Annotated in this window: 23 protein-coding genes; 2 read left to right on the top strand and 21 right to left on the bottom strand. The window is 27.2% G+C overall.

What is annotated here, in order from left to right; all coding sequences use genetic code 11:
- Window positions 1–41: 41 nt before the first annotated feature.
- From H8923_RS05750 to H8923_RS05700, 11 genes are all read right to left on the bottom strand, one after another.
- The gene (locus H8923_RS05750; RefSeq protein ID WP_153972103.1) at window positions 42–494 is read right to left on the bottom strand and encodes a MarR family winged helix-turn-helix transcriptional regulator; all 453 of its coding nucleotides are present in this window, start codon (window positions 492–494) and stop codon (window positions 42–44) included.
- Between the two features lie 188 nt (window positions 495–682).
- Complete coding sequence (gene yjeM, locus H8923_RS05745) at window positions 683–2,194, bottom strand: glutamate/gamma-aminobutyrate family transporter YjeM (RefSeq protein ID WP_153972104.1); 1,512 nt, start codon at window positions 2,192–2,194, stop codon at window positions 683–685.
- 186 nt (window positions 2,195–2,380) lie between these two features.
- Window positions 2,381–3,145 carry an ABC transporter ATP-binding protein gene (locus H8923_RS05740; RefSeq protein WP_187127859.1) on the bottom strand — a complete coding sequence of 255 codons (765 nt, stop codon included), beginning with the start codon at window positions 3,143–3,145 and terminating at the stop codon, window positions 2,381–2,383.
- Window positions 3,146–3,150: 5 nt separating this feature from the next.
- The gene (locus tag H8923_RS05735; RefSeq protein WP_153972105.1) at window positions 3,151–4,167 is read right to left on the bottom strand and encodes a FecCD family ABC transporter permease; all 1,017 of its coding nucleotides are present in this window, start codon (window positions 4,165–4,167) and stop codon (window positions 3,151–3,153) included.
- Window positions 4,157–5,062, bottom strand: coding sequence for an ABC transporter substrate-binding protein (locus tag H8923_RS05730; RefSeq protein WP_243139956.1), 906 nt, complete (start codon window positions 5,060–5,062; stop codon window positions 4,157–4,159). The genes H8923_RS05735 and H8923_RS05730 overlap by 11 nt, the downstream gene beginning before the upstream one ends.
- A 279-nt stretch (window positions 5,063–5,341) precedes the next feature.
- Window positions 5,342–6,832 (bottom strand): hypothetical protein, encoded by a 1,491-nt coding sequence (locus tag H8923_RS05725; RefSeq protein ID WP_153972107.1) that lies wholly within the window; start codon window positions 6,830–6,832, stop codon window positions 5,342–5,344.
- 261 nt (window positions 6,833–7,093) lie between these two features.
- Window positions 7,094–8,536 carry an adenylosuccinate lyase gene (gene purB, locus H8923_RS05720; protein ID WP_153972108.1) on the bottom strand — a complete coding sequence of 481 codons (1,443 nt, stop codon included), beginning with the start codon at window positions 8,534–8,536 and terminating at the stop codon, window positions 7,094–7,096.
- Between the two features lie 217 nt (window positions 8,537–8,753).
- Window positions 8,754–10,097 carry an MATE family efflux transporter gene (locus tag H8923_RS05715; protein WP_153972109.1) on the bottom strand — a complete coding sequence of 448 codons (1,344 nt, stop codon included), beginning with the start codon at window positions 10,095–10,097 and terminating at the stop codon, window positions 8,754–8,756.
- 166 nt (window positions 10,098–10,263) lie between these two features.
- A complete protein-coding gene (locus H8923_RS05710; RefSeq protein WP_153972110.1) occupies window positions 10,264–11,694 on the bottom strand; it encodes a YfcC family protein in 1,431 nt (476 codons plus the stop codon).
- Between the two features lie 235 nt (window positions 11,695–11,929).
- Window positions 11,930–12,322 (bottom strand): arsenic metallochaperone ArsD family protein, encoded by a 393-nt coding sequence (locus H8923_RS05705; protein ID WP_153972111.1) that lies wholly within the window; start codon window positions 12,320–12,322, stop codon window positions 11,930–11,932.
- A gap of 619 nt (window positions 12,323–12,941) precedes the next feature.
- Window positions 12,942–13,850: a tyrosine-type recombinase/integrase gene (locus H8923_RS05700; protein WP_153972112.1), complete on the bottom strand. Its 909-nt coding sequence runs from the start codon at window positions 13,848–13,850 to the stop codon at window positions 12,942–12,944.
- A 146-nt stretch (window positions 13,851–13,996) separates the two neighbouring features.
- Here H8923_RS05700 and H8923_RS05695 point away from each other — a divergent pair, with 146 nt between their 5' ends.
- Entirely contained in the window at window positions 13,997–14,809 is an 813-nt protein-coding gene (locus H8923_RS05695; protein WP_153972113.1) for an undecaprenyl-diphosphate phosphatase, read from the top strand.
- An 89-nt stretch (window positions 14,810–14,898) separates the two neighbouring features.
- Here the strand turns inward: H8923_RS05695 and H8923_RS05690 are convergent, their stop codons facing one another.
- The 4 genes from H8923_RS05690 to H8923_RS05675 form a co-directional block, all read right to left on the bottom strand.
- Window positions 14,899–16,686 (bottom strand): UvrD-helicase domain-containing protein, encoded by a 1,788-nt coding sequence (locus H8923_RS05690; RefSeq protein WP_187127858.1) that lies wholly within the window; start codon window positions 16,684–16,686, stop codon window positions 14,899–14,901.
- A 159-nt stretch (window positions 16,687–16,845) separates the two neighbouring features.
- Window positions 16,846–17,130, bottom strand: coding sequence for a hypothetical protein (locus H8923_RS05685; RefSeq protein ID WP_153972114.1), 285 nt, complete (start codon window positions 17,128–17,130; stop codon window positions 16,846–16,848).
- 203 nt (window positions 17,131–17,333) lie between these two features.
- A complete protein-coding gene (locus H8923_RS05680; RefSeq protein ID WP_153972115.1) occupies window positions 17,334–18,251 on the bottom strand; it encodes a SufB/SufD family protein in 918 nt (305 codons plus the stop codon).
- Entirely contained in the window at window positions 18,235–18,987 is a 753-nt protein-coding gene (locus H8923_RS05675; protein ID WP_153972116.1) for an ABC transporter ATP-binding protein, read from the bottom strand. The genes H8923_RS05680 and H8923_RS05675 overlap by 17 nt, the downstream gene beginning before the upstream one ends.
- A gap of 249 nt (window positions 18,988–19,236) precedes the next feature.
- Between H8923_RS05675 and H8923_RS05670 the strand changes: the two genes are divergently transcribed.
- Entirely contained in the window at window positions 19,237–19,392 is a 156-nt protein-coding gene (locus H8923_RS05670) for a hypothetical protein (RefSeq protein WP_153972117.1), read from the top strand.
- A gap of 156 nt (window positions 19,393–19,548) precedes the next feature.
- On the opposite strand, the gene H8923_RS05665 is transcribed toward H8923_RS05670, so the two are convergent.
- The 6 genes from H8923_RS05665 to H8923_RS05640 form a co-directional block, all read right to left on the bottom strand.
- Window positions 19,549–20,382 carry a CPBP family intramembrane glutamic endopeptidase gene (locus tag H8923_RS05665; protein WP_153972118.1) on the bottom strand — a complete coding sequence of 278 codons (834 nt, stop codon included), beginning with the start codon at window positions 20,380–20,382 and terminating at the stop codon, window positions 19,549–19,551.
- Between the two features lie 33 nt (window positions 20,383–20,415).
- Complete coding sequence (locus H8923_RS05660; protein WP_153972119.1) at window positions 20,416–20,937, bottom strand: GNAT family N-acetyltransferase; 522 nt, start codon at window positions 20,935–20,937, stop codon at window positions 20,416–20,418.
- A gap of 237 nt (window positions 20,938–21,174) precedes the next feature.
- Window positions 21,175–22,290 carry a 4-hydroxybutyrate dehydrogenase gene (locus tag H8923_RS05655; protein WP_330596617.1) on the bottom strand — a complete coding sequence of 372 codons (1,116 nt, stop codon included), beginning with the start codon at window positions 22,288–22,290 and terminating at the stop codon, window positions 21,175–21,177.
- Window positions 22,291–22,466: 176 nt separating this feature from the next.
- Window positions 22,467–23,240 (bottom strand): YdcF family protein, encoded by a 774-nt coding sequence (locus tag H8923_RS05650; RefSeq protein WP_153972121.1) that lies wholly within the window; start codon window positions 23,238–23,240, stop codon window positions 22,467–22,469.
- 530 nt (window positions 23,241–23,770) lie between these two features.
- Window positions 23,771–24,103: a flavodoxin domain-containing protein gene (locus H8923_RS05645; RefSeq protein ID WP_153972122.1), complete on the bottom strand. Its 333-nt coding sequence runs from the start codon at window positions 24,101–24,103 to the stop codon at window positions 23,771–23,773.
- Window positions 24,104–24,252: 149 nt separating this feature from the next.
- A complete protein-coding gene (locus H8923_RS05640; RefSeq protein WP_153972123.1) occupies window positions 24,253–24,720 on the bottom strand; it encodes a hypothetical protein in 468 nt (155 codons plus the stop codon).
- Window positions 24,721–24,736 lie beyond the last annotated feature (16 nt).

The raw sequence follows: 24,736 nt of genomic DNA, 5'->3' as shown, positions 1-24,736 counted from the left end.
TACTTATGTTCTTTAATTATTAGATTCCATTTTAAAGTTTCTTAGCTTAATTCTTCTTTATTTAGAATTGCTTGTAACGTACCTATTGCTTCCATATACTTATCTTGTTCTTCTTCACTAAGTTTGAAAAGCTTTTCTTCTAAACTATTACTTAATTTCCCCATAAAATCCGCAGCAACATTTCTACCACTTTCAGTTATAGTTATTAAATATTTCCTTCTATCAGCAGTATCTTTTTCTCTAACAACATACCCTTTGTCAGTTAAATCGTCTACCATACTTGTTAAACTCCCCTTTTCGATGTTTAACTTAGCACATAAATCTGTCATACTTATTGGACCATTGTTACTAACAAAAACTAATGCTCTAAGCTGCGTCTTATTTACATCATATGCACTAGAATATTGCTTTAAATAGTCTAGATAAAAACTAGAATAAAGTGCTGGAAACGTTTTCGAGATAAATCCTATTGTATTTGATACTATACCTTTCATAATATATCACCCCAGATGTTTAGTTTATTAACTTTTTAACATTTAATAGTTTACATTAAAATTATTTAAAATACAATAGTTTTCAAGGAAATTCTTCCTAATATTAGTTTATACTACACAATTATCCCATAAAAATAAAGAACCTATAAAAATTCAATTCTAATAAGTTCTTTATTTTATACTATTTTTTATCTATCCTTGTAATTTTTTTCATAACTATTATAAAGTAAAAATGCTATTAATGAGAAAATCAATGGACCTCCTATCATCATTACGGTATCTATTGTTTTCCCAGATAAAGCTGGCTCTATTATTGAAAATATATTTGCAAAAGCAACAACTAAACTTACAATAATAGTAGCTACTAATGAAACTGTATACGTTTTATAAACTACAAAAGGTTGTGAAACTTGTCCTTTTAATTGCTTTTTCTTAAATGATGGAAATGCAGCGGCTAAAAATACATATGGTATAGTCATCGCTACATTAGTCATAGCTACTAAAAGCGAGAAAAACTCTGCAGCACCTTTTCCACCAAATGAAATAAGTAGTATTAATACAATAACTATAATTGCTTGCACCTTCATAGCTGTTAAAGGCATTCCATTTTCAATTTTAGCAAGATTACCTGGCCATATTTCCTTTGGTGAACCTTGTATTAAAGTTTTTAAAGGAGAATATGTTAACGTAAAGAAAGCTCCACTTAATGCAAGAAACATTGATAGTCCTGTAAATCTTGCTACCCATAATCCTATTGTTAATGCATTTTGTGGTGCCATACCAAATGCTATACCTAATTCAAATCCTAAATTTTGCATTAAAATATATGCTACGTTTCCCATATGCACACCTTCTATTGATAAAACGGTGTTCCAGTTTGTAAATAAACCACAAGCAAATATTCCTATAGAATATCCAACTGCTATAACTATTGCTGCTATACTTACACCTTTTGGGAAAGTCTTCTCAGCGTTTTCAGTTTGATCAACAAGACCTCCTAAGGCTTCAAGTCCTCCATAAGCAAAGATTGCAAAGGTTAAAAAAGAAAATATACTTATAGTTGTTTGATATGCTGGATTTGGTGAATTTGTAAAGCTTTTAGCTATATCTTCTATTGGCTGTGCAAGTATTCCTTTATTTAAAGCTAATACAGTTATTCCTCCTATTAATAAAACTATATTTAATAAAGCTATGGCAGAACCACCTACTGATGTTATTTTCGTAATTTGTTCTACTCCTTTTGTAGATACATATGTTACAATTATAATCCAAATTACAGCTAGAATACCTAAGCTTTGTGTTGAATTTAAACCTAATATCGACCATTCTGCTGTTTTATCATATCCAAATATAGCATTAGATAATGGTATCCATATTGAAGAGGATACATTCACCATCCAAACAATGTAAGATGCATACCACATAAAAGTTGTTATGAATGCATACTTGGCACCTACTGATTTTTCCATCCACGAATATATTCCACCCGTTTCATTTTGATACGCTGCTCCATACTCAGCCATCATAAATGCATAAGGAATAAAAAACAAAATTGCACTTAGTAGATACCATGGTATCGCTGCATATCCCATTAAGTAAAATGCTCTTGGTATATTCGCAAATCCAAAAACTGAAGTAAATATCATTAATATTAACGATAATAATGTTAATTTTTTGGTATTACTGTTATTTCCTGACATTAGTCTCCCTCCTTAGTTTTATAGGCTTACTATTTGCAGGAAATAACCTTTTGATTCATCTTTTTTGATATTAATATCTTAATCTATTCTAAAAGTTTTATATTTTAAATACTCATATATTTAAGTTTATAAATTGTTTTAATGACAGTTATTAAACAATGATTATACTTAAGACTTTATTATCTATTAAATAACTTCTTCCCATTTATTTAATACATTTACCATGAAACTTTTTATATCAATATCATAAACTTCTTTTAGTTTTTCTCCATTTAGTACATTCTTAGGATTTCCATTAGAAATTATTTCTCCATTTTGTAACATAATCACAGAATCAGCAAAATGATGAACTAAATTTAAATCATGTAATACTCCTATTATAATCTTATTTTTTGATTTTGCCCAGTTACACACATATTCTAATAACTCTATTTGATATTTAAGATCAAGATGATTGGTAGGCTCATCTAAAAGTATTATATCCGGATTTTGAGCAAATAATTTTGCTAGAAAAACTCTTTGTACTTGACCACCTGATAGCTCAGTAATCATCTTATCCTTAAACTCCATTAATCCTACCTTTGATATATTTTCTAATACAATGTTTTTTTCTTCTTTTGATAATATATCAAAAATTCCTTTTGAGTATGGATATCTTCCTAGTGACACTGTTTCATATACTGTATATGGAAAATATATTTCTGAAACTTGGCTCATTAAACCAACTCTCCTTGCTAGATTCTTTCTATCTAGAGATGAAATTTCCTTATCATCAATCTTTATGCTACCTTTGTATTCAATAATATTTGCTATAGTTTTTAATAATGTACTTTTGCCACAACCATTAGGACCTATTATAAATAAATTTTCACCCTTTTTTATACTTAAATTTATATTTTTTATTATATCTACTCCATCATAACCACTAGAAAGATTCTTTATTTCTAACACATATATCACCTTTTCTTTCTAAAATATACATATGCAAAAAATGGTGCTCCTATTAATGCAGTTACAGCCCCTACCGGTAGCTCTGAAGGTACAATTACTGTTCTAGCAATTAAATCAGATATAACCATTAAAGACCCACCAAAAATAAAGGACATTGGTATAACATATTTATGCTTTGATCCAAATACCTTTCTTACAGCATGTGGCGCAATTAAATCTATAAATCCTATAGTTCCACTCAAAGATATTGCTCCACCTGTAAGCACTGCTGCATAAACAAAAAGCTTTGTTTTTACTCTCGAAGTTTCAACACCTACTGCTTTCGCCTGCTCTTCTCCAAAGGTTATTATATCCATTTCTCTAGTAAATCGCATTACTCCTATTACTCCAATTATTGCAAATGGAATAATTAGCTTTACATAGGTCCAACCTTTCATAGCGAAACTCCCCATCTGCCAAAGAGTTATACTCTTCATATCTTCTGAAAATAATGCTGTTAATGTCGTAAGCAATGCATTTACAAATAATGAAAATACCATTCCCGATAATATAATTGTATTGTTAGACATAGTTCTATCTATTTTAGCGGAAAAAGTTATTACGATATACACTGTTAATAACCCAAATAAAAATCCAACTAAAGGAAGTGTAAAACTCCCGACTATAGGTATGACAATACCACTTATAATTATTAAACCTGCACCTAAAGATGCACCTGAAGACACTCCCAATGTATAAGGAGATGCAAGTTGATTTTTCAATATAGATTGCACTACCGCCCCACTCGTTGCTAAGCATCCTCCAACTAAAAATGCAAGCAACACTCTAGGTAATCTTAATTTCCAAACAATACCTATATTTTTAGGGTCTATTCCCTCTTTAAGAGGTATAAAAAATATTTTATTTACTAGTATTGATATAGTTTCGATTAAATTAATATTGGAACTCCCTGCAGAAGTTCCAATACCAATAATTATTAATGCTAGTAAAATACTTAATACTGCCTTTTTTTTATTGCCCATAATACTCTGGATATATAGCTTTAGCCATTTCTGTTAAAGCTTTTATTGCATTTTGTGATGGTCTAGAGGATGCATTTTTATCTACTAAATATACTGCATTTTCTTTTACTGCAGTTATATTTTCCCAAGCCTCACGAGATTTTATTTCTTCAGTTGGATCTTCAAGGTAAGATGCATTAGTTATTATTACATCTGGATTGGCATTTATTACAGATTCCTCTGTTGGAGATAACCATCCTTCTTCACCTGAAAATATATTTTTAGCTCCTATTATTTCTATCATTTCATTTAAGAAAGTATTGTTTCCAAAGCTATAAAGATATGGTGAAGGTGATATTTCAAAATACACAGTTTTTTCTTCTTCTATTTTATCACCTATAGCTTTTATTTCATCTATCTTAGATTTCATATCCTCTACTATTTTTTGTCCTTTTTCTTTTTCATTTACTACATCAGAAATGAAGTTAATGTCCTCATATATACCTTCAATACTCTCACTACTTGGTATATAAACTACTGGTATTCCAGCTTCGCTAATTGCCTTAAATGGATCTTCAGCTGAACCTGTTTTATTATGTCCTGATGCTATAACTATATCTGGTTCTAGTCCAATTATTGTTTCTGCATCTGGGTTTGAGAAATCTATTTGAGGTATTTCTTGATTTACCCCCTGTATATCAGTAGAATATTTATCTATTGCTACTAATTTATCACCTAATCCAAGTTCCATTATAACCTCTGTATTAGATGGTGCAGTTGATATTATTTTTTCTATTTTTGTTGGTATATTTACCTCTGTTCCCTCTCTATCCGTTACAGTTCTATTACTCTCATTACTGCATCCAGAAAAAATAAACATCGATAAAGTAGCTAATAATATTAATAATTTCTTCATTTTGTACCTCCTAATTTTCATTCCTACTATGTTTAGTCAGAATTTTAATACATATTTCAATGTATTTTATACTACATTTTTATCTACTTACATTATATGAACTAAATCATTCCTAATTGTGTCTTTATTGTGTCATTTTTGTGTCATAATGGGTACATTTTCGTTTTAATAAAAATACTCCTCTCCTTAATTTATACAATTATTCATATTTCTATATTTTTACGATAAGAAAACCTAGAAAAATATTCTAGGTTTCATAATTTTTAAATATAAAGTTATTTAGTTATTTCTTTTCTTAATAACAGCTGCTAATGACATTAATAACCCGCCTGTTCCAAGTAATTCTGTACTTCCTAATACAGATCCTGTTTGAGGAAGTTTTTCTTCAGAATAGTCATTATCTTTAGATACTTCTTTATCCACATCCGTATCTTCTTCTAGATTCTCTTCTTTATCTGTCTCTGTGTCGCCATATTCATCTTTATCTGTTTCAAGACCATCTTCTAATTCACTATCATTAGCTGAATCATCTTCACTAGTTGGTGGGACTATTTCTAAATCTTCATTTCCTTCATCTGCCTCTGTATCATCATCTCCTAATGTAACTTTTATGTATGTATCATGAGGACCTGCCTTTACAGTAATTATTACTTCTGAGTCAATACTATTTAATTCAACTTTGTACAACCTATCATCTTTTTTTTCATATGAAGTTTCTACTCCATCTACTGATATTCTTATATCGCTAAGCATTGAATATAATGACTCTGTGAACTCATATGTTGCATATATTTTTCCATCAATTTCTTCTATCAATGTTGACTCTGATAATGAATTTCTTACGGTTTGTTGCCCATGTTCACTTGTAGAAACACTTCCATCTGCCTTTAAAGCAGTTGTTTTATTTAATATTGTATATGATTTTACTTCTTCTTTTTCTATATGCTCTAAGTCAATTTTCATATATGTGTCATGTGGTCCTGCCTTTACTATTATAAGAACCTCCGAATCAATAGAATTCAATTCCACTCTATACTTTCTATCATCATTTTTATCATATGAAGTTTGCACTCCATCTACTGATATTCTTATATCACTGAGCATTGAATATAATGACTCTGTGAACTCATATGTTGCATATATTTTTCCACCAATTTCTTCTATTAATGTTTCATTTGATATACAATTTCTTACTGTCTGTTGTCCATGTTCACTAGTCGAGATGCTTCCATCTTCTTTCATTGCAGTTGTTTTATTTGACATTGTGTATGATTTTACTTCTTCTTTTTCTGGAAGTTCTAATTCGATTTTCATATAAGTATCATGTGGACCTGCTTTTACTATTATAAGGACCTCTGAATCAATAGAGTTTAATTCCACTCTATATTTTCTATCATCATTTTTATCATATGAAGTTTGCACTCCATCTATTGATATTCTTATGTCATCTAACATCGAATATAATGACTCCGTAAACTCATATGTTGCATATATTTTTCCATCAACTTCTTCTATTAATGTCTCATTTGCTATACAGTTTCTAACTGTTTGTTGTCCATGTTCACTTGTAGAAACACTTCCATCTTCTTTCATTGCAGTCGTTTTATTGTCTACTTTATAAGATTTATTTTCTATATTTCTTTGTATTGATGCAGATTTCGTTGATAATCCATTATATGCATATGTCACATTTGAGTTAGATGATATAATAATTCCTGCTATTGCTAATGTCGATAACATTATTTTTATTTTTTTATTTCTTAACGCCATTTTCTTTCCCCCGATATATTTTAGTATTTGATATTAATTATTATTTTCTTATTAATTATACTTTTTTTGTTCATAAAAATTATCTCTATATTTTGTTTATTTATTTTTTTTTAGATTTTTTCACAAAAAAGAGCTGTTTTAAACAGCTCTATATTATTTATATTAATTTTCTACTTATTCCATTAATAGTAAATTGTTGCAATGTCAAGAATAAAAAAGATGCCTACTTTTTCTAGGCATCTTTTTATATTAAATATTATTTTATACGTGTAAGTCTACATCTATTCCTATGCTATCCTTGAATGGCTCTATAGCAGGATCTAAAGCTTCATTTACAAAATCTACAACTTGTTCTGGAGCTCTTCCTACGAAGTTAATTGGATCCATTATAGATAATATTTCTTCTTTGTCCATATTAAATGCATTACTTTCAATTATAAGTTCTATAAGATTGTTATCTTTTCCTTCATGCTTAACTCTATATGCCGCCTTCATAGATAATTCTCTTATAACCTCATGTAACTCTTGTCTATCTCCACCTCTTTTTACAGCTTCCATAAGTATATTTTCTGTAGCCATAAAAGGAAGTTCTTCATTTATACGCTTAGCTATCATATTTTCATAAACAACTAGTCCATCAGTTACGTTTATTCCTATTTCAAGTATTGCATCTGCAGCCATAAATGCTTGTGGTATTGCAAGTCTTTTATTTGCAGAGTCATCTAAAGTTCTTTCTAACCATTGAGTAGCTTCTACTAAAGCTGGGCTTAAACTTTCACTTATTATATATTTTGATAGTGAAGCTATTCTTTCACTTCTCATTGGATTTCTCTTATACGCCATAGCTGATGAACCTATTTGATTCTTTTCAAATGGCTCTTCTAATTCTTTTAAACTTTGTAAAAGCCTTATGTCATTAGTCATTTTGTGCATACTTTGAGCTATTCCACTTAATATACTTATTACTTGATAGTCTAATTTTCTAGTGTAAGTTTGTCCACTTACTGCATATGAAGATTGGTAACCCATTTTTTTGCAAACAAGCCTATCTAATTCTTTAACCTTCTCATGATCACCTTCAAATAAACTTAAGAAACTAGCTTGTGTACCTGTAGTTCCTTTTACACCTCTAAGCTTCATATTTTCTATTCTAAAATTTAAATCTTCTAAGTCTATTAGTAAGTCTTGTGCCCATAAAGTAGCTCTCTTACCTACTGTTGTAAGTTGTGCTGCTTGGAAGTGAGTAAATCCTAATGCTGGCATATCTTTATATTTTAATGAAAATTCTTTTAGGTTATTTATTAAATTTACAAGCTTAACTCTTATAAGCTTTAAAGCTTCTGTCATTTGAATTACATCTGTATTATCTCCAACATATGCTGAAGTTGCTCCTAAATGTATTATACCTTTCGCTTTATCACATTGCATTCCATATGCTTTAACGTGGCTCATTACATCATGTCTTACTTCTTTTTCTATCTTTCTTGCTTCTTCAAAATTTATATTATCTACGTTTGCTCTTAATTCTTCTAATTGCTCTTCTGTTATATTAATTCCTAATTCATACTCACCTTCTGCAAGAGCAACCCATAACTTTCTCCATGTTGAGAATTTAAATTGTGGAGAAAATATATAACTCATATCCTTGCTACAATATCTGTCTGTTAATGGATTTGTATATGTAGTATATTTGTTATCTATCATAATTATTAGCACCGTCCTTAAGTCTTTTTTTTACAATCTAATTATACAAGATAATCCGAACAATAACAACTTTTTTTTAGTTTTAGTTCATTTATATTATATGATAAAAAGATGAACTATAAATAGCCCACCTTTTTATCATAAATTCATTGCTTTATTATTTACCTATATCTCTAGATTTATTATTTTTAATACTTTGTTTTCTTAGATTATAACTTTAAGCCGCAGTTTTGCTTGTTTTTGCAAAACTATTTTTGTTCATTAATTTAATTCCTATTATAAATGTCATTAATTCTGCAAAAGGAACTGTAAGCCATACTCCTTTTAAATTTACAACCATTGGTAAAATAAGTATTCCTATGATTATAAAAATTATCCCTCTACAAGCAGATATAATTATAGATTCCTTTGCCTTTCCTATAGCTGTGAAGTATCCTGAGTATACTATATTAAATCCATTAAAAAAGAATGCAAAAGCATATAACTTAGATCCATTAACCGCCATTTCTAATACATCTGTGTTACTACCTGTAAACATTCCAACTAAACTTCTTCCAAATAAAAATAATATTGCAAATAAAATCATACCAACTAATAATGTTACTTTATAAGATATTTTTAAAACATCATCTACTCTATCATGTTTTTGATATCCATAATTATAACTTATTATAGGTCCTATACCATCTGATATTCCAAACATTATTAATGTTCCAAATTGAGATATATAACTTATACTTGTAAATGCTGCAATACCAATTTCTCCTGCAATCTTCATAAATGCCATATTAAATACAAATGCAGTTGTAGCTATAGCAATAGCTGTAACACCTTCTGATGAACCATTATAAACAACCGGCCATATTGTAGACTTATCAAATTTTCCTTTAAATATATTTATTACTGAATTTTTGTTTAATAAAGGTACTATTGTTATTATAAGTGCCATTGAAAAAGACATTCCAGTTGCAACTGCTGCTCCTCTTATACCTAATTGTAATTTTTTTATAAGTATATAATTTAGTATTATATTTGTCATTACACTAATTATGCTACCTTTTAAATAAAGTTCTGGTTTTTCTATTACTCTATCAACAAATCCAAATAAAAACATCAATGACATTGGTATGGAGAATATTGCTAATGTTTTTATATATATTGATACACTATCTAGTAGCACTTCATTCGCTCCTAATATTACTGCTATATTCTGATTAAATATTATTCCTAAAAAAGTTATTATTAATGACACTAAAGACATAACTATCACTGATGTTTTAAAAATATTTTGTGCTTCCTTTTTTTTGCCCTCTCCTAAAGTTCTTCCTATAAAGCTAATACAACCGATACTTATTATCATACTAGTTCCTATTATTAATTGATTAAATGGTTGTACTAAGTTCACACTTGCCATTGCATTTGGACCTACAAAGTTACCTAAAAATATTCCATCTATAATAGTTTGTACTCCGTTTATAACCATAGCAATTATTGCTGGCAATGAATACTTAATAAACAAATTGGATATTTTTTCAGTTCCTAATATATTTTCTTGTTTCAAAATATCTACTCCTTTCTTATTTATACATACTATATATTAGAATAAAGCCTCCCCTAGGTGGAGTGTCAATACAAAAATAAAATATCTCTTTTCTAACTATAAAAGGCTATTGCAATATATCAAAACTTAAAAAGTTTTTATATTACAATAGCCTATTTACTTTATCTTAAAGTAACATCATACCTACAGATAATATTACAGCAGATGATATAAATATACACACAATTATCTTTGTAGCAAATTTAATCCATGTTCCATACTCAACTTTTGATATTGCAAGTCCACCCATGACTACACCTGATGTAGGTGTTATTAAGTTTACTAGACCACATCCAGCACCAAGTATCGATATTACTAACTCTGATGAGAATCCTAAAGTATGTGCCAATGCACCGAATATAGGTATAGATACACTTGCTAATCCTGATGTTGAAGGTATTAAAAATGATAAGCCAATATAAATCAAAAATGTTACATTTGTAAATAATATTGGTGACATACCACTTAAGGCGTCTGATGCATTTTGTAATACATAAGCATCTAAACCTGTGTTAGACATTATAACTGATACGCCTCTTGATATACCTATTATAAGTGCTACACCTACCATTTCCGCTGCACCTTCTATTATATAGGAAACTATTTCTTTTTCCTTAAATCCGTAAACAATACCTATTATTATAGACATTAATACAAACCACATTGCTAATTCTGAGAACCACCAATTACCAAGAGAAATTCCTGTTAAAAAATCAGTATGTTCAAATATAGTTATACCAAATCGCTCCCAAGGGATAACACCTAGTATCATAACTACAAATGATAATCCAAATAAACACATAACAATCTTTCTCTTAGTTGTAAATTTTAAAGTTTCTTCTTTTCCATCTAAAAAAGCTTCTGTTGAACTTTGTAACTCATCTTTTGATAATAAAGAATTATTCTTATCTTCTTTTACCTTTTTTGCGTATTTCATAACAAAATATATAGATATTAATAGAGCTGCTAACCATAAAGCAATACCTATTCCCATAACTATTGCTTGATTTACTTCAACTCCTACTCCCTTTAATGAATCAATACTTGTGGCCACTAAAAATGGGTTTACGGTTGAACCTAAAACTCCAACACCAGCTCCAAGTAATATAGTAGCTACTGCAGTAAGAGCATCAAATCCTGCAGCCATCATGGTAGCAGTAACTAAAGCATAAAAAGCTAAAGTCTCTTCTGCCATTCCATAACTCGTTCCGCCTAATGAAAAGACAAACATCAATATTGGTATTAGTAAAAGCTCTTTACCATTAAGTTTCTTTACTATTGAACCTATACCTGCATCAAGTGCTCCTGTCTTTGTAACAACATTTAAAAATCCTCCCATTAAAAGAACATATAAACATATATCTATTGCATCTTTTAGTCCATTCATTGGAGCCATCACAATATCTGCTACTGTAGCAGCCTTAACCCCTGGTATAAACTGACTAATAATCGCAATTATAACTATTATAGAAAATAATATTGTATATGCTGTCGGTAGTTTGAACTTTTTCTTTTTTTGAGTTTTACTATTCGCGTTATTTTCTAGTGTATATTGCATCTTGTTCTCCTTGTCTTTTTTCTTAAATTAAGCTTATTAACTATTTATACCATAAATTCAGTATATTTTAAATGGTACTTTTCTACAAATTTAGATAAAAAAAGATGATATACAGACCTACTTCATAAACAAAATCCACTATTCTAATCACTATAAATAAAAAATAGGGTAAATCTCATAACTAGAGACTTTCCCTATTTTTATTTTATCAATATTAATAATTTAAAGGTTATCATTATATACAATTAATATTAGTTTTTTCTAATTCAATCCTTTTTCTAAGCTCATCAATATTTGGATATTTTCCTGATTTTATAATTTCACCATTGACTAAAACTATTGGTAAATTTTCATTGCTTATTAGGCCTATATCTTTAGTATTTATATTAATTAGTTGGCCTATCACCTTGCTTCTTGAATTATATTCATTATCATTCTCACTTATATTTACTAAAGAACTTATATATCTTGGCTTTATAGCCATTTCATATCTCGCTACTTCTAATTCTTTAAATTCATTTTTAAGTTGTTTTAAGTCATCTCCAATTCTTAAAGACTCTTCATCCATTATTGAATTAACCAAACCTTTTACTCCATACATATTTTTTTCATATATCTCTATTTTCATATTTGCCCCTCCTGAATTTTATTTTAAAACTAACCTAACTTTTATATATCTCTATTTCCAAAGTATCCTTTTATAAATTCATTCTTCATCTCAACTTTTTTACTAAAGTTTAATTTGTTTACTGTTATATTCTTTTAATACCCTACTATTTTATTTTCTAACCATTTTTTCCATCTATTTCAAAAATAAAAATGTTCATCTCATTTAAACTTACCTGGAATAATAACTTTGAAAAATATAATAAATCGTAAAATAAATTTTGACTGTTATAGTTTTATTTATGAGTTATATACAACATTTGTAGATAACTATTCTTTCCTAAAAAGAGTGATTGTGTACTATTAAAAATAGTAAAAAGATATTTAATTCAAGAAATGAGGCACAATACTGAAAAATACGGAAACTTTTATTGATAGAATGGTTGCTGATAGTAGACAATTAGCTCTTAATCATACATCTGATCTTTCTAAGCTTAATTAAAATACTCTATATCTAAAAATGAGTAATAGGTTGACTCTATTACTCATTTTTAGATATTATTTAATATATCATTACTTAACAGTTATATTCTTTTGTTTTTTAACTTTATTAACTTTACATATATCCTAGTATAAGTACTTTACTTTTTATTAATACTTAAATGATCATTACTCATAATATAATCTACACTTTCACTATCTACAAAATTTAATACATATTTGTATCTAATAGCATAGTACTTATCACTCCACCCTAGTTGATTTTTAATATCCTCTTCATCTGCTCCAAGTCTTAAGCTTATTGCTGCAAAAGAATGTCTAAAATCCTTTGCAGAATACTGTGATAATCCTGCATAATCTAATGCTTTTTTCACTATTAATCTTACATTTCTATCTGTTATAGAATTACTTTTTTGAGTTGTGAATACAAAATCATCAGTTGGAAGTATTATTTCTGAAAGACCTGAGTAATCTCTATAGTATTCTATTAATTTAAAACAATATGGATGAAGTTTTACTACTCTTTCTTTCTTGTTCTTTCCTAATTTTACATAAGTATTATTTTTATCATCCATCATAATATCTTTCCATTTTAAATTTACAAGTTCATTAAGTAAGCACCCTGTAGTTGCTAAAAATATCATAATTACTCTATCCCTTATGTTCAACTTAGGAAGAATTTCAACAAGTTTATTTATCTCTTGAACACTTAAAACATCATCCTTAGTTTTTATTCTACTTACTTCTGGCTTTTTTACATATGTAAATGGATTTATTTCAATATAATTTTTTTTATTCATAAAGTTATAAAAACTATGTAAATAACTATAAATCTTCTCACATGTTGATTTTGCATATTTGTCCTTTACATAATCTATAAATTCGTTGCACTCATACTTTGTCACCTCTAATAAATCTTTCTCTTCTAGAAATGCTTTCATTAATACTATTTTTGACAAATAATCATGTTTTGTATTTGGATTAAGCTTTTGTGAAAACTGATTAAATAGCTCAAATTCACTATCAGTTAAAATTGTAGTATTTTCCATAGAGCCTCCTTATTATTATATATTACTATAAATATAACATTTTTTCTTTTGACTTGAATATATTTCTTATTGTTGATATACTTTTATTTAGTGTTTTTACAAATTAAAGTGTAAATTATGTATTTTTTATTTGGAGGTAATAAAATATGATTGAAATGTTAAAAGTCATTATTTTAGGTATTGTCCAAGGTATAACTGAATGGTTACCAGTAAGTAGTACAGGTCATATGATATTAGTGGATGAGTTTCTTAAACTAAATCAATCACAAGCATTTATGAGTACTTTCTTCGTGGTAATTCAGTTTGGTTCAATCCTTGCTGTACTTATGATATTCTTTAAGAAATTAAACCCTTTTGATCCATCAAAAACTAAGATCCAAAAAAATGATACTTTAAGCCTATGGGCAAAGGTAATCATCGCTATAATCCCATCTGGTTTAATAGGTGTTTTATTTGAAGACAAAATAGATGAATTATTCTTCAATTCGACTACAGTTGCCACTGCACTTATAGTTTATGGGATTATAATGATAATGCTTGAAAATAGAAATAAAAAACCTAAGGTATCTGATTTTAGTCAACTTACATATAAACTAGCACTTGGTATTGGTTTATTCCAATGCTTAGCTCTTATACCTGGTACATCTAGATCAGGTTCTACTATAATAGGTGCTGTTTTACTTGGTACATCAAGATATGTAGCTACTGAATTTTCATTCTTCTTAGCAGTTCCTACTATGCTTGGTGCTAGCGCACTAAAACTTTTAAAAGTGGGCTTTGCATTTAGTGGCTTTGAATGGTTATTATTAGCTACAGGTTCTTTAGTTGCATTTATTGTTTCTGTATTTGCAATTAAATTCTTGCTAGACTATATCAAAAAACATGACTTTAAAGTGTTCGGTTACTATAGGATTGTTCTTGGTATAATAGTTTTAGCTTATTTCTATTTCATGAAATAATATATTCTTTAAAAATAGAAACTTAATTTAGGAGTGCCATATGGCATGAATACCTAAATAAGTTTCTATTTTTTAATTTAATTAATTTTTTATTTATATTTTTTTGAATCCATTAATAATTTTATTAAATCACTACCGTCTTCATTTAATGTAGTTATTATACTTAAATATTCAGTTGCTCTATTTATTGCTAAGTATATTTTATTTAAGTCACCAACAAAATCATTTATTTGATAATCTTGTTCTTTATCACTTATTGTCTGATTATATAACATTTCTAGTTCACAGAATACCAATGCTTTATATTCTAAATTTTTAATAGAATAAATATTTGATATTGTAACCCCATTTCTAGGGCTTAGATTAGTCAATGTATCCTCTGCATATATATAAGGGATTTCCCTTTCTTCTAAAGCTTTTCTTATTAAATATTGGAAGTAAATTGTCTTTCCACTTTTTAGTTTTTTCTTATTATATGGATATACTATTGCTATATCCGAATAGTTTAGCCCCTTTTTAGTTGTAAAGTATTCAATTTCCCAAAGTATTGCACTCAATTGCTCATCTAAATCACTTACCTTAACTATATCTACTACCTTACCTTCATTTAGAATTGGTTTCGTAGTTGTAAAAATTTCTTTATTTAAATTTGGCCTTAAAGTATTAATATAGTCATTAGAGTTTTCAACAAATCTATTTGTGAAATTAATTAATTCTTTTGATTGTCTATAATTTTTATCTAAAACAACTTCTTCATTAAATTCAATATTATTAAAAGCTGGTTTAAATATATTTAAGTGATTAGAAATATTTAAACTTTCACAATAAAATACATTAAATATATATTTTGATTTATATAAGAATTCTCTAATAAAATCTACTTCATTTACCGAAAAACTTTCTACTTCATCGATAAAAATACCTTTAAACATGCTTTTAGTTTTTATAATATTCTTAGCTTGCTTGATAAGATTATTAAAAGTCTTTTCATAGTCATTTTTTAGCATATTATAATCTATAACTAAATTGTACTTTTTTGCTAATTTAAAAATAAAAGAACTAAAAGTATGCACTTCTAAATTAGTATTATCTTTATAAATTATATCTAAATGCTCTCTTAGCTCATTTCTAAGTTGCTTTGTATAAGTGAAAATTAAAAATTTATGATGTGGATACACCCTAGCTAGTTTAATAGCTCTTGAAATCATAATGGAAGTTTTTCCACTTCCTGAACCACCTTTGAACAACGTATTACCATAATTTATTGAAATAGCGTTTTCTATTTGACTATTTTCTAACATAGTTGCAGTGTACTTATATTCATCATTGTAGAAAGAAATTTTCTTAAATCTATCATTCAAATGAAGCCTATTATTTAATATATAGTACTCTGGGCAGATATCCAATAGTAATAAGTTTAAGTCAATCTCATTATTTTCTTCTTTTAAATATGTATCCATTATATTTCTGTCTAAATCTATCTGTTCTAATTTATTTCTATCTATAATATTACTATTTACGAAATCATCAAAACCGTATGTATCTTCAATTTCAACATAAGGCATAATAAAAACATAATTAAAGCTTATATTTTTATTAAGTTGAGTCATTTTTAATTTCATAGATTCATATTCTTCATTCATAACCTCAAGTAGTTCTTCTTCTAAAATAAAAAATAAATCTTCTGTAGTATCCATAAACTTTATAAATAAAATTTTATTATCTTTAATATAAAGTAAATCTGTATTAATCCCTTTAAAAGGAGTAATTTTGGGCACTGTATTAATATTATCTTTTATCTTGTAATAAAAGGTTTGTTCTATCTCTTTCAACTTTAGTGCATCTAATTGAGAGTTAATATTTACGTATTGGCTCACATTTATTCCCCCTTTATTTTATAATAATTATATCATTTTAATTTATATTTTGCTATATTGCTTATTGATAAAATTGAGTTTAGTCTTTTTATGAAGTTTACTGTTAGAAATCTATATTTAATAACACAAAAGGAGAGTAAATCTACTCCCCCATTGGATTTAAATCTTATAATTTTTCTCTACCCAAACATTCATAGCTCTTCTCACTTCATTCTCTTTTACTTCATCAAATATTGTTCCTTCATGAGTTGTGTAAGTTTGAACTAAGTTTTCTACATTTGGTGGATATTCTAAAAAATGCCCATCTTTATTTTCGAACCCAACACTCATTATATCGTATTGATCTCCATTCTCGTTTAATACTATGCCGTATTCAACTTCTTTCTTTTTGCCATTTTCTTTTACTAACTTTACATATTGATTTTTTGCCAATTTATTTAACATACAAAAGTCATCCCTTCTCTTCGTTTTATATTATTATTGCCATTTTATATAGCTAATATAATATCTACCTATTAATGAAATTTATATTTATTTTTAATACTCCAAATAATTTTCCTTCTATTAAAAATATTCTATAAAATAACCCAACTATTTTATAATAGTTAGGTTATTTTATGCTTTATAATTTATATCTTTATAGATTTCTAATTTAAAAATGCTTCAACTATAATATCTTCAGCTTCCTCTTCATCCATACCAAAAGTCTGTAGTTTTATTAGCTGATCATTATTTATTTTACCTATTGCAGCTTCATGAACCATTTGAGCATCTGTATTATTAGCAGCTATTTCTGGAACAGATCTTACTTTTGCCTTGTCCATTATTATAGAATCACATTGAACATGTGCCCTACATTTTTCGTTTCCAACTACAGTAGGGTGGAAAACTTGCTCTGAATCATTTTTTGCAACAGAACGAGATATAACTTGAACTGTTGAATCTTCTCCATTTAAGTATACTGTCATATTTGAATGAGCTATTTGATTATCATGAGTCATAAGTTTTTCTATAACTATAAGTTTTGCTCCTTTTGCAAGATAAGCTGTTGTTTCTCTAATTGTTGAATTTACTCCTTCAATTTGAACCATTTCCATTTCACAATAAGAGTTTTCCTCCATTTTTACAATTGTGGTTGGGTTAAGTTCTCTCTCACCATCTCCACTACCTTCTCCATAATGTTTTTCAATATACTTAACTTTTGCACCTTTATCTATATGAAAAAAGTGAATTCCATCATGTTGACTTTTAGCATGACCATCATTATGAATACCACATCCTGCAATTATAACTATATCTGAATTTGCTCCGATTTCAAAGTCATTATATACTAGGTCATTAATCCCCGATTCAGTTATAACAACGGGTATATGCAAACTTTCATGCTTAGTATTTGGCTTTACAGTAATATCAATTCCGGTCTTATCTTCTTTTGTTATTATTTCTATATTTTCTGAACATTGTCTTTGAATAGCTTTACCATTGCTACGTATATTAAAAGCTCCTGTAGGTGTTGATGATAAATCAGCAATAGTCTTTAGTAAATCTTTAGTATTTTGATTCATGAGTTGCTGTCACCTCTCTTCCATTACATCCACATCCTCTATTTATGTCCCCTTTAAGTATTGGAAGTATATTTTTTTTACTTCCTTGATTTTGTATCTTTCCATTTGATATAAGAACAATTCTATCAGCAAGATTTATAATACGTTCTTGATGAGAAATTATAATGATACCTTGATTATTAATTTTGCTAAAATTTTCAAAAGTATTTACTAGCATAGAGAAACTCCATAAATCTATTCCTGCCTCAGGCTCATCATATATTGCAAGTTTAGGATTTCTAGCCATAAGAGATGCTATTTCTATCCTCTTAAGCTCACCTCCTGAGAGAGATGAATCTATCTCACGATTTATATATTCTTTTGAACATAATCCAACTGATGAAAGATACCTACAGCATACTTCTTCATCTACTTTTCTTCCTGCAGCTAAATTTAAAAGTTTCTTTACAGTTAACCCTTTAAATTTAGGTGGTTGTTGAAATGCATAACCTATTCCCAACTTTGCACGTTCAGTAATGCTCATATCTGTAATGTCTACTCCATCGAATAGTATTTGTCCACTTGTTGGTTTCTCTATTCCCATTATTAACTTAGCAATAGTTGATTTCCCTCCTCCATTTGGGCCTGTAATTACTAAGATTTCTCCATCTTCCATATAAAGATTGATATCATCAACTATTTCTATTATTCCTTCTCCATTCTCAACATTAAAAGATAAGTTTTTAAGTTCAAGCATGTTAACCCCTCTTTTCTGTATTTAAAATAGTTATGCGTTTAATATTAATTATAGTCTTTAACCTTGTATTTGACAGTAATATTTTTAACTTTAAAGTGCTTATAATCGAAAAAATGTACTCAATTTACAGTACATCCTTTATATAAAATTTATGATTCCCAAATTTATCCTAATTATTTCAAAAAATCTTTTTCTATACTATTATATAAAGTCATATATTATATAAATAAGATTAAGGTGGTGAATTATATGACACTATCGTTATATGAATTTTTAGTAGCTTTAATTTTATCAGTTATGTCAACATCATCAGTTACATTTCTTAAATATACACTTGATAGTATAGTTAATATCATTAAGTTTTATTGTCATAATAAATATACAAAGCTATATATAGAAATATAAACTTCAAAAGATATACCTATATTTCATAATTTCAAAGTATATAAAATTATCTGATATTGAAATAATTTATATCAATAATTTAATAAAAAAGATAGCTTAAGGCTATCTTTTTTATTAAATTATTAAATTTTTATACTACAATTCTATGTTATTTCTCTATTTCCAAAGTACCTTTCCATTAATATTTATATTTTCTATAGATTTTATTATTAAGAATATTCCTAAGGCTATATAAGCAATTTTAATTATAATATTGTCTGGAACAGGAATAAATACAAATAAATTATTTATAAAATGGGCAAAAATAGCTAGTTTTATTGATCCTGTATAATAGTATATTCCCCCTAATATAGTACCAATTATAAAAGCATTTATTCCCTGAGGTATATTAAGATGAACAACTCCAAATATTATAGCTGAATACAATATGGCTTTCTTATGATTTTCTTTGTATCTATTTAGCAAACCATTAAGAATTATTCCTCTAAAAAAAAGCTCTTCAAATATAGGTGCTTGTATAAGCGCTTGTAACACTAATAGTATCATAACTACCCCAGCTTCTATAGATGTTGAATTTTCTATTAAGAAATTCATATCCTCATCTGTTATCGGACCATCAAAAGCTGACAAAGTCTCAAATAATAAAGCCTCTCTTATTAAGATATATCCTATCATAATAAAAAACACACATATGAAATCTTTCTTAGTGATCTTAAATTCAATATTATTATTTATAATACTATTTTTATTAGTAAATAACTTTGCCACCATCATTATTGTCAGTATCATAGATGCAATAACTACAAGCGTTCCTACTATCATAATACTCCCAAAAGACATATCTTCATCTATAAGAAGTAATAAAACTGTTGATATTAAATTTGTTATAACTGGTATTACTGTAAATATAACCATTATTAAAAATGCTTTAAAAATAGATATCTCTTTAATTTCAATTTCATTCTTATATATTGATTTTAATCTCCCCATATTTTATCTCCTAGCATCTATAAAGATATATATTTATAAATTTACCCACTCTTCTCTCAAAATCCCCATAATGATTTTATCATGGAATTTTCCATCTCTATAAAGTGCTTGTCTCATAATACCTTCGATTTTATAGTTTGCTTTTGTATAAGCTTTAACTGCGCCTATGTTTTTTTCAGATGCTGTAAGCATTATCCTATTAAGCCTTAACTCTTTAAAACCAAGTTTAGTTATTTCTTTTGTTACCCATGTCCCAACACCTTTTCCGTGATATGTTCTATCACCTATAAATATAAAATACTCTCCTGATAAATTTGTTTTGCTAATTTGAGCTATACCAGCATATCCAATCAATTTATCATTAGAACCATCTATAATAGCCTTATTAAAAGACGATTCATCTACTAATAAATTATCAAACCAGTGTGATATTTCATCCCTACTTTTCATTTTTTGAAATATTGATAAAGAGTATCTTATTACATCTTCATCATTTATCCAAGAAAAGAAATACTCTTTATCTGATAATTGTAAATCTCTTAATTTAATATCCATACAATATTCCTCCCGTACCAGTTTTAACTATGTTTATGATGTAACCTAATATAGTTATTTGTTGTTCTTAATATTTATCCTACCATAAATTGTATAATTACTCCAAGTTTAAGCAAATTTTATTAATTCTATTAAAATATTTTTTATATAAAAAGATGATGAAGCAAATAGTTCCATCATCTTAAAGTCATTTTATTATCATAAAAAGTTTTTATCAATTATATATTTAGACCTATATTAAAATAGTCCTCTATAGATATCTTCAAGTTCCTCTTTTGTAAATTTTATATATGCTTGACTAAGTAATCTTTGCTGATTTTTAATTACGCTCTCTGCAAAGTCTTCTATATCTTCCTCTTTCATCCCATATTCCTTAAGATTTTTTCGAACCATAATTTTATCTAATAATTCTTCAAGTTTAATATATACATCATTTATATCACAGTTTAATATTGTACTTAAATATTTATTTAAAACATTTATTTTTCCAGTTGGATTTTTTTCTGTATATTCTTTAAATACAGCTGTAAAAAATTGATAATTTGCTTCTCCATGAGATACATGATACTTCCCACTTAAAGGAGAAGACATAGCATGTACTGCTCCATTTCCAGCATTATTGAATGCGATTCCTGCTAAATTACTTGCAGTAAGAAATTTATCATGCATTGTTATCCTTGACTCTTTCCCATTTTGTACAATTTTTTGAAAACCTTCTAAAATCATATTAATTGCTTCTTTACTATATAGTTCAGTATATATAGTTGCTTTTGGTGACATATAAGATTCAATCGCATGAATAAGTGCATCTATAGCACTTGCTGCAAAGAATTTATCTGGCAAATCTGTTAACAATTCTGGTATAAGTACTGCATAATCTGGATATAGCTCATCTATTGCTAATCCCATTTTAGTATTAAGTTTTGTCATTTCTGTGACACTTATGTTTGATACCTCAGAACCTGTTCCACAAGTTGTTGGTATAGCAATTAAAGGTCTTACTTTTTCTAAAGGCACTCTTTTATAGAAAATATCTTCTGTAGATTTTCCATTTTTTAATACAAGAATTTTAGCCATATCAATTACAGTACCACCGCCAATTGCAATAATTCTAGTACAGTTACTATTGTTAAAATCCTCTAGTAGGTTATCCATCATTATATCAGTTGGTTCACCATTGCCATATTTATTTTTATATATCACAGTTGCTTTTAAATCTATTTGATTAAAATACTTTTCGTAAAGACCTTTACTAACTAATATAAAGTCTCCTTCTCCAATTTTAAATTCTTCGATAAACTCTTTTGTATTATTAAATTTTTTTATATCTGTTTTTTCCATAAATAAATTCACTGTCAATACACTCCTTAGTTCTGCTACTTATTATTTATTATATAATTATTATACTTTGAATTTTAATGTTATTCAAAATATTATTTCAGTTAGTAGTTTATTATAATTAACTTAACTTCTCTATACAATTTTTATACATATTATGTCTATTTTCATACCTTAAAATATCCTCTACTTCATTTGAAAAATGAATAGTAACTAGTCCTTAAAATATCTATAACCATAGTTGGATATTCTCTTATTAGATAATTTACTCTAATTTTTAAAGGCGTTTCTGATGATAATCCTTCATTTTTTACACCTAAAATGTTTGCTATAACCATTGCTCTAGTTATATGAAATTCATTTGTTACTATAAGCACTTTTTTATCTTCATAATTTAACTTCTTTAGTATCTCTTTACTATATAATATATTTTCTAATGTGGTAGTTGCTTTATCTTCTTTAATAATCTGCTCTTTATTTACTCCATTTTCTATTAAATATCTATTCATCGCTTCAGCTTCAGATATTAATTCATCTTCTCCCTGACCACCAGATACAATTATATTTACATCTTCATTTAATTTATAATACTCTATAGCTTTATCCAATCTAGATTTTAATGTTTTACCTACACTATATCCATCAAGACCAGCACCTAATACTATTACATTATCCAGTTTCTCTATATCTTTTGCTTCTTTTAGATGATTCATATTTATTATAATTATACTTTCTATCAATATCATAGATATAAAGAATATATAAACTAAGCTTTTATATATTTTAAATATTGTTTTTATTATTTTATTTGTAGTAAAGTTCTCAGTTTGATTTAAAATAATATATATGTATACTATCCATATACTAACTATTATAAATAGTGCTGAAAAATTAACTCCATTTATTGATAATATTAAGATACTGCTAAGTATAGATATTATAAAACCATATATGTTCTTACTCATTATTCTCCTCCATTATAGTCTATATTTCAAAGTTATAATTTATTTTGATATCAGTTTTAATAAAATGCTGTAAGATTATCACTTCTATAGTATCATAATATTCTATAGCCCTATAAAAGAAGATTGGAAAGTTATCTTTTTATCCTGTATTGTCATATCTGTAATATTTATGTTATCTAAGTTGCAGTTATTTTTATAATACTTAATAATTCTTCTCTATTACTCATATTATAATTTTCATATTCCACTCATCTATTTAGTTATTTTTTAGTACTTTTATACTATCATAAAAAGTATTATTCTTATAAAAAATAAAGAGTAGGTATAATATAAATTTCCTAATATTCAATAGCAAACTTTTATTATACCTACTCTAGTAATTATCTTAATATTTATTTTAAAGTAGAAGCTTTATTTATATTTTAATTATTTTGTAAAGCACAAGAGTACTTTTCCGCTAAACTTGAAAGATATTCAATTTCTTCTGATGATGGTGCTTCATTAGATATAATACTGTCTTCAATCAGTTCTCACCCACACTTTCTTATTCTTTCTTCCCAATCTTGCATCCATTCTCCATCTCCCCATCCATAAGATCCGAATAATACTATCTTTTTACCTTTTATGTCATTAGATATACTTTCCATAAAAGGTTCCATTTCAGTTTCTTCTAATACTTCATTTCCCATGGATGGACAACCTAAGAATAATATATCTGCTTCTTTTACATCATCAACATTTGCTTTGTCAACAGAGATTAATCTAACATTTTCATTTTTTGAACTTCCTTCATAAATTGATTGAGCCATAAGTTCTGTATTTCCTGTACCACTCCAATATATTATGTTTATTTTATTGTTCATAAATAATTTCCCCCTTGATATTAATTTAATATAATAATATCACTCTAATCTTCCGTTGTAAATGATATTAATTATCATTTTCTTTGCGTTTTATAATTATATTTATACAATTTATTTATTATAAAAAAGATGAGGATCATCCTCATCTTTTACTTTATTTTTTCTATAGCAGATTTAGTTATATATTCTTTATATAAAGCAAAATACTTTACTAAACCACAGTAGAAATTCTCTGATATTTTTAGTATATTTCTCATTTCTAATAAATTATTAAGAAATTCATCCTTGCTTATTAGTCCTATAATATAGCTTATTAAATTTTCTATAAATGAAGTAACTTTAGCTTCCCAATCATTTTGATTACTTAAAACAGACTGAACATAAGGTATTAAGCAAATATATGTACCTAAATTACCTAATTCTTTTTCATCATAATTATTAAGATTGTTTATAGCTTGTTTTCTATACTCATTGTCTAAATTTACTCCATTTAGTAAATCTCCTATAATATTAATAACAAATTTATTTAATGTTTCACTATCATCTTTTATAATCGAATTTACTATAATTTTATCTGCATTATTTTCTGCATAGTTTACTAACTCACTTAATTTCATAATATACCTCCACTAA

This window comes from Romboutsia faecis (assembly GCF_014323405.1).
GTDB classification, from domain to species: Bacteria; Bacillota; Clostridia; order Peptostreptococcales; family Peptostreptococcaceae; genus Romboutsia_E; species Romboutsia_E faecis.
Note: the sequence above shows the minus strand (reverse complement) of the source record. Positions and strands in the feature narration are given on the sequence as shown.

Coding starts and splice junctions, on each gene's coding strand:
- H8923_RS05685 (WP_153972114.1), bottom strand. CDS start 17,130: ATGTTAAATAAATTGGCAAAAAATCAATATGTAAAGTTAGTAAAAGAA.
- H8923_RS05665 (WP_153972118.1), bottom strand. CDS start 20,382: ATGGGGAGATTAAAATCAATATATAAGAATGAAATTGAAATTAAAGAG.
- H8923_RS05675 (WP_153972116.1), bottom strand. CDS start 18,987: ATGCTTGAACTTAAAAACTTATCTTTTAATGTTGAGAATGGAGAAGGA.
- H8923_RS05730 (WP_243139956.1), bottom strand. CDS start 5,062: ATGAAGAAATTATTAATATTATTAGCTACTTTATCGATGTTTATTTTT.
- H8923_RS05735 (WP_153972105.1), bottom strand. CDS start 4,167: ATGGGCAATAAAAAAAAGGCAGTATTAAGTATTTTACTAGCATTAATA.
- yjeM (WP_153972104.1), bottom strand. CDS start 2,194: ATGTCAGGAAATAACAGTAATACCAAAAAATTAACATTATTATCGTTA.
- H8923_RS05750 (WP_153972103.1), bottom strand. CDS start 494: ATGAAAGGTATAGTATCAAATACAATAGGATTTATCTCGAAAACGTTT.
- H8923_RS05725 (WP_153972107.1), bottom strand. CDS start 6,832: ATGGCGTTAAGAAATAAAAAAATAAAAATAATGTTATCGACATTAGCA.
- H8923_RS05695 (WP_153972113.1), top strand. CDS start 13,997: ATGATTGAAATGTTAAAAGTCATTATTTTAGGTATTGTCCAAGGTATA.
- H8923_RS05705 (WP_153972111.1), bottom strand. CDS start 12,322: ATGAAAATAGAGATATATGAAAAAAATATGTATGGAGTAAAAGGTTTG.
- H8923_RS05640 (WP_153972123.1), bottom strand. CDS start 24,720: ATGAAATTAAGTGAGTTAGTAAACTATGCAGAAAATAATGCAGATAAA.
- H8923_RS05710 (WP_153972110.1), bottom strand. CDS start 11,694: ATGCAATATACACTAGAAAATAACGCGAATAGTAAAACTCAAAAAAAG.
- H8923_RS05700 (WP_153972112.1), bottom strand. CDS start 13,850: ATGGAAAATACTACAATTTTAACTGATAGTGAATTTGAGCTATTTAAT.
- H8923_RS05670 (WP_153972117.1), top strand. CDS start 19,237: ATGACACTATCGTTATATGAATTTTTAGTAGCTTTAATTTTATCAGTT.
- H8923_RS05660 (WP_153972119.1), bottom strand. CDS start 20,937: ATGGATATTAAATTAAGAGATTTACAATTATCAGATAAAGAGTATTTC.
- purB (WP_153972108.1), bottom strand. CDS start 8,536: ATGATAGATAACAAATATACTACATATACAAATCCATTAACAGACAGA.
- H8923_RS05680 (WP_153972115.1), bottom strand. CDS start 18,251: ATGAATCAAAATACTAAAGATTTACTAAAGACTATTGCTGATTTATCA.
- H8923_RS05650 (WP_153972121.1), bottom strand. CDS start 23,240: ATGAGTAAGAACATATATGGTTTTATAATATCTATACTTAGCAGTATC.
- H8923_RS05645 (WP_153972122.1), bottom strand. CDS start 24,103: ATGAACAATAAAATAAACATAATATATTGGAGTGGTACAGGAAATACA.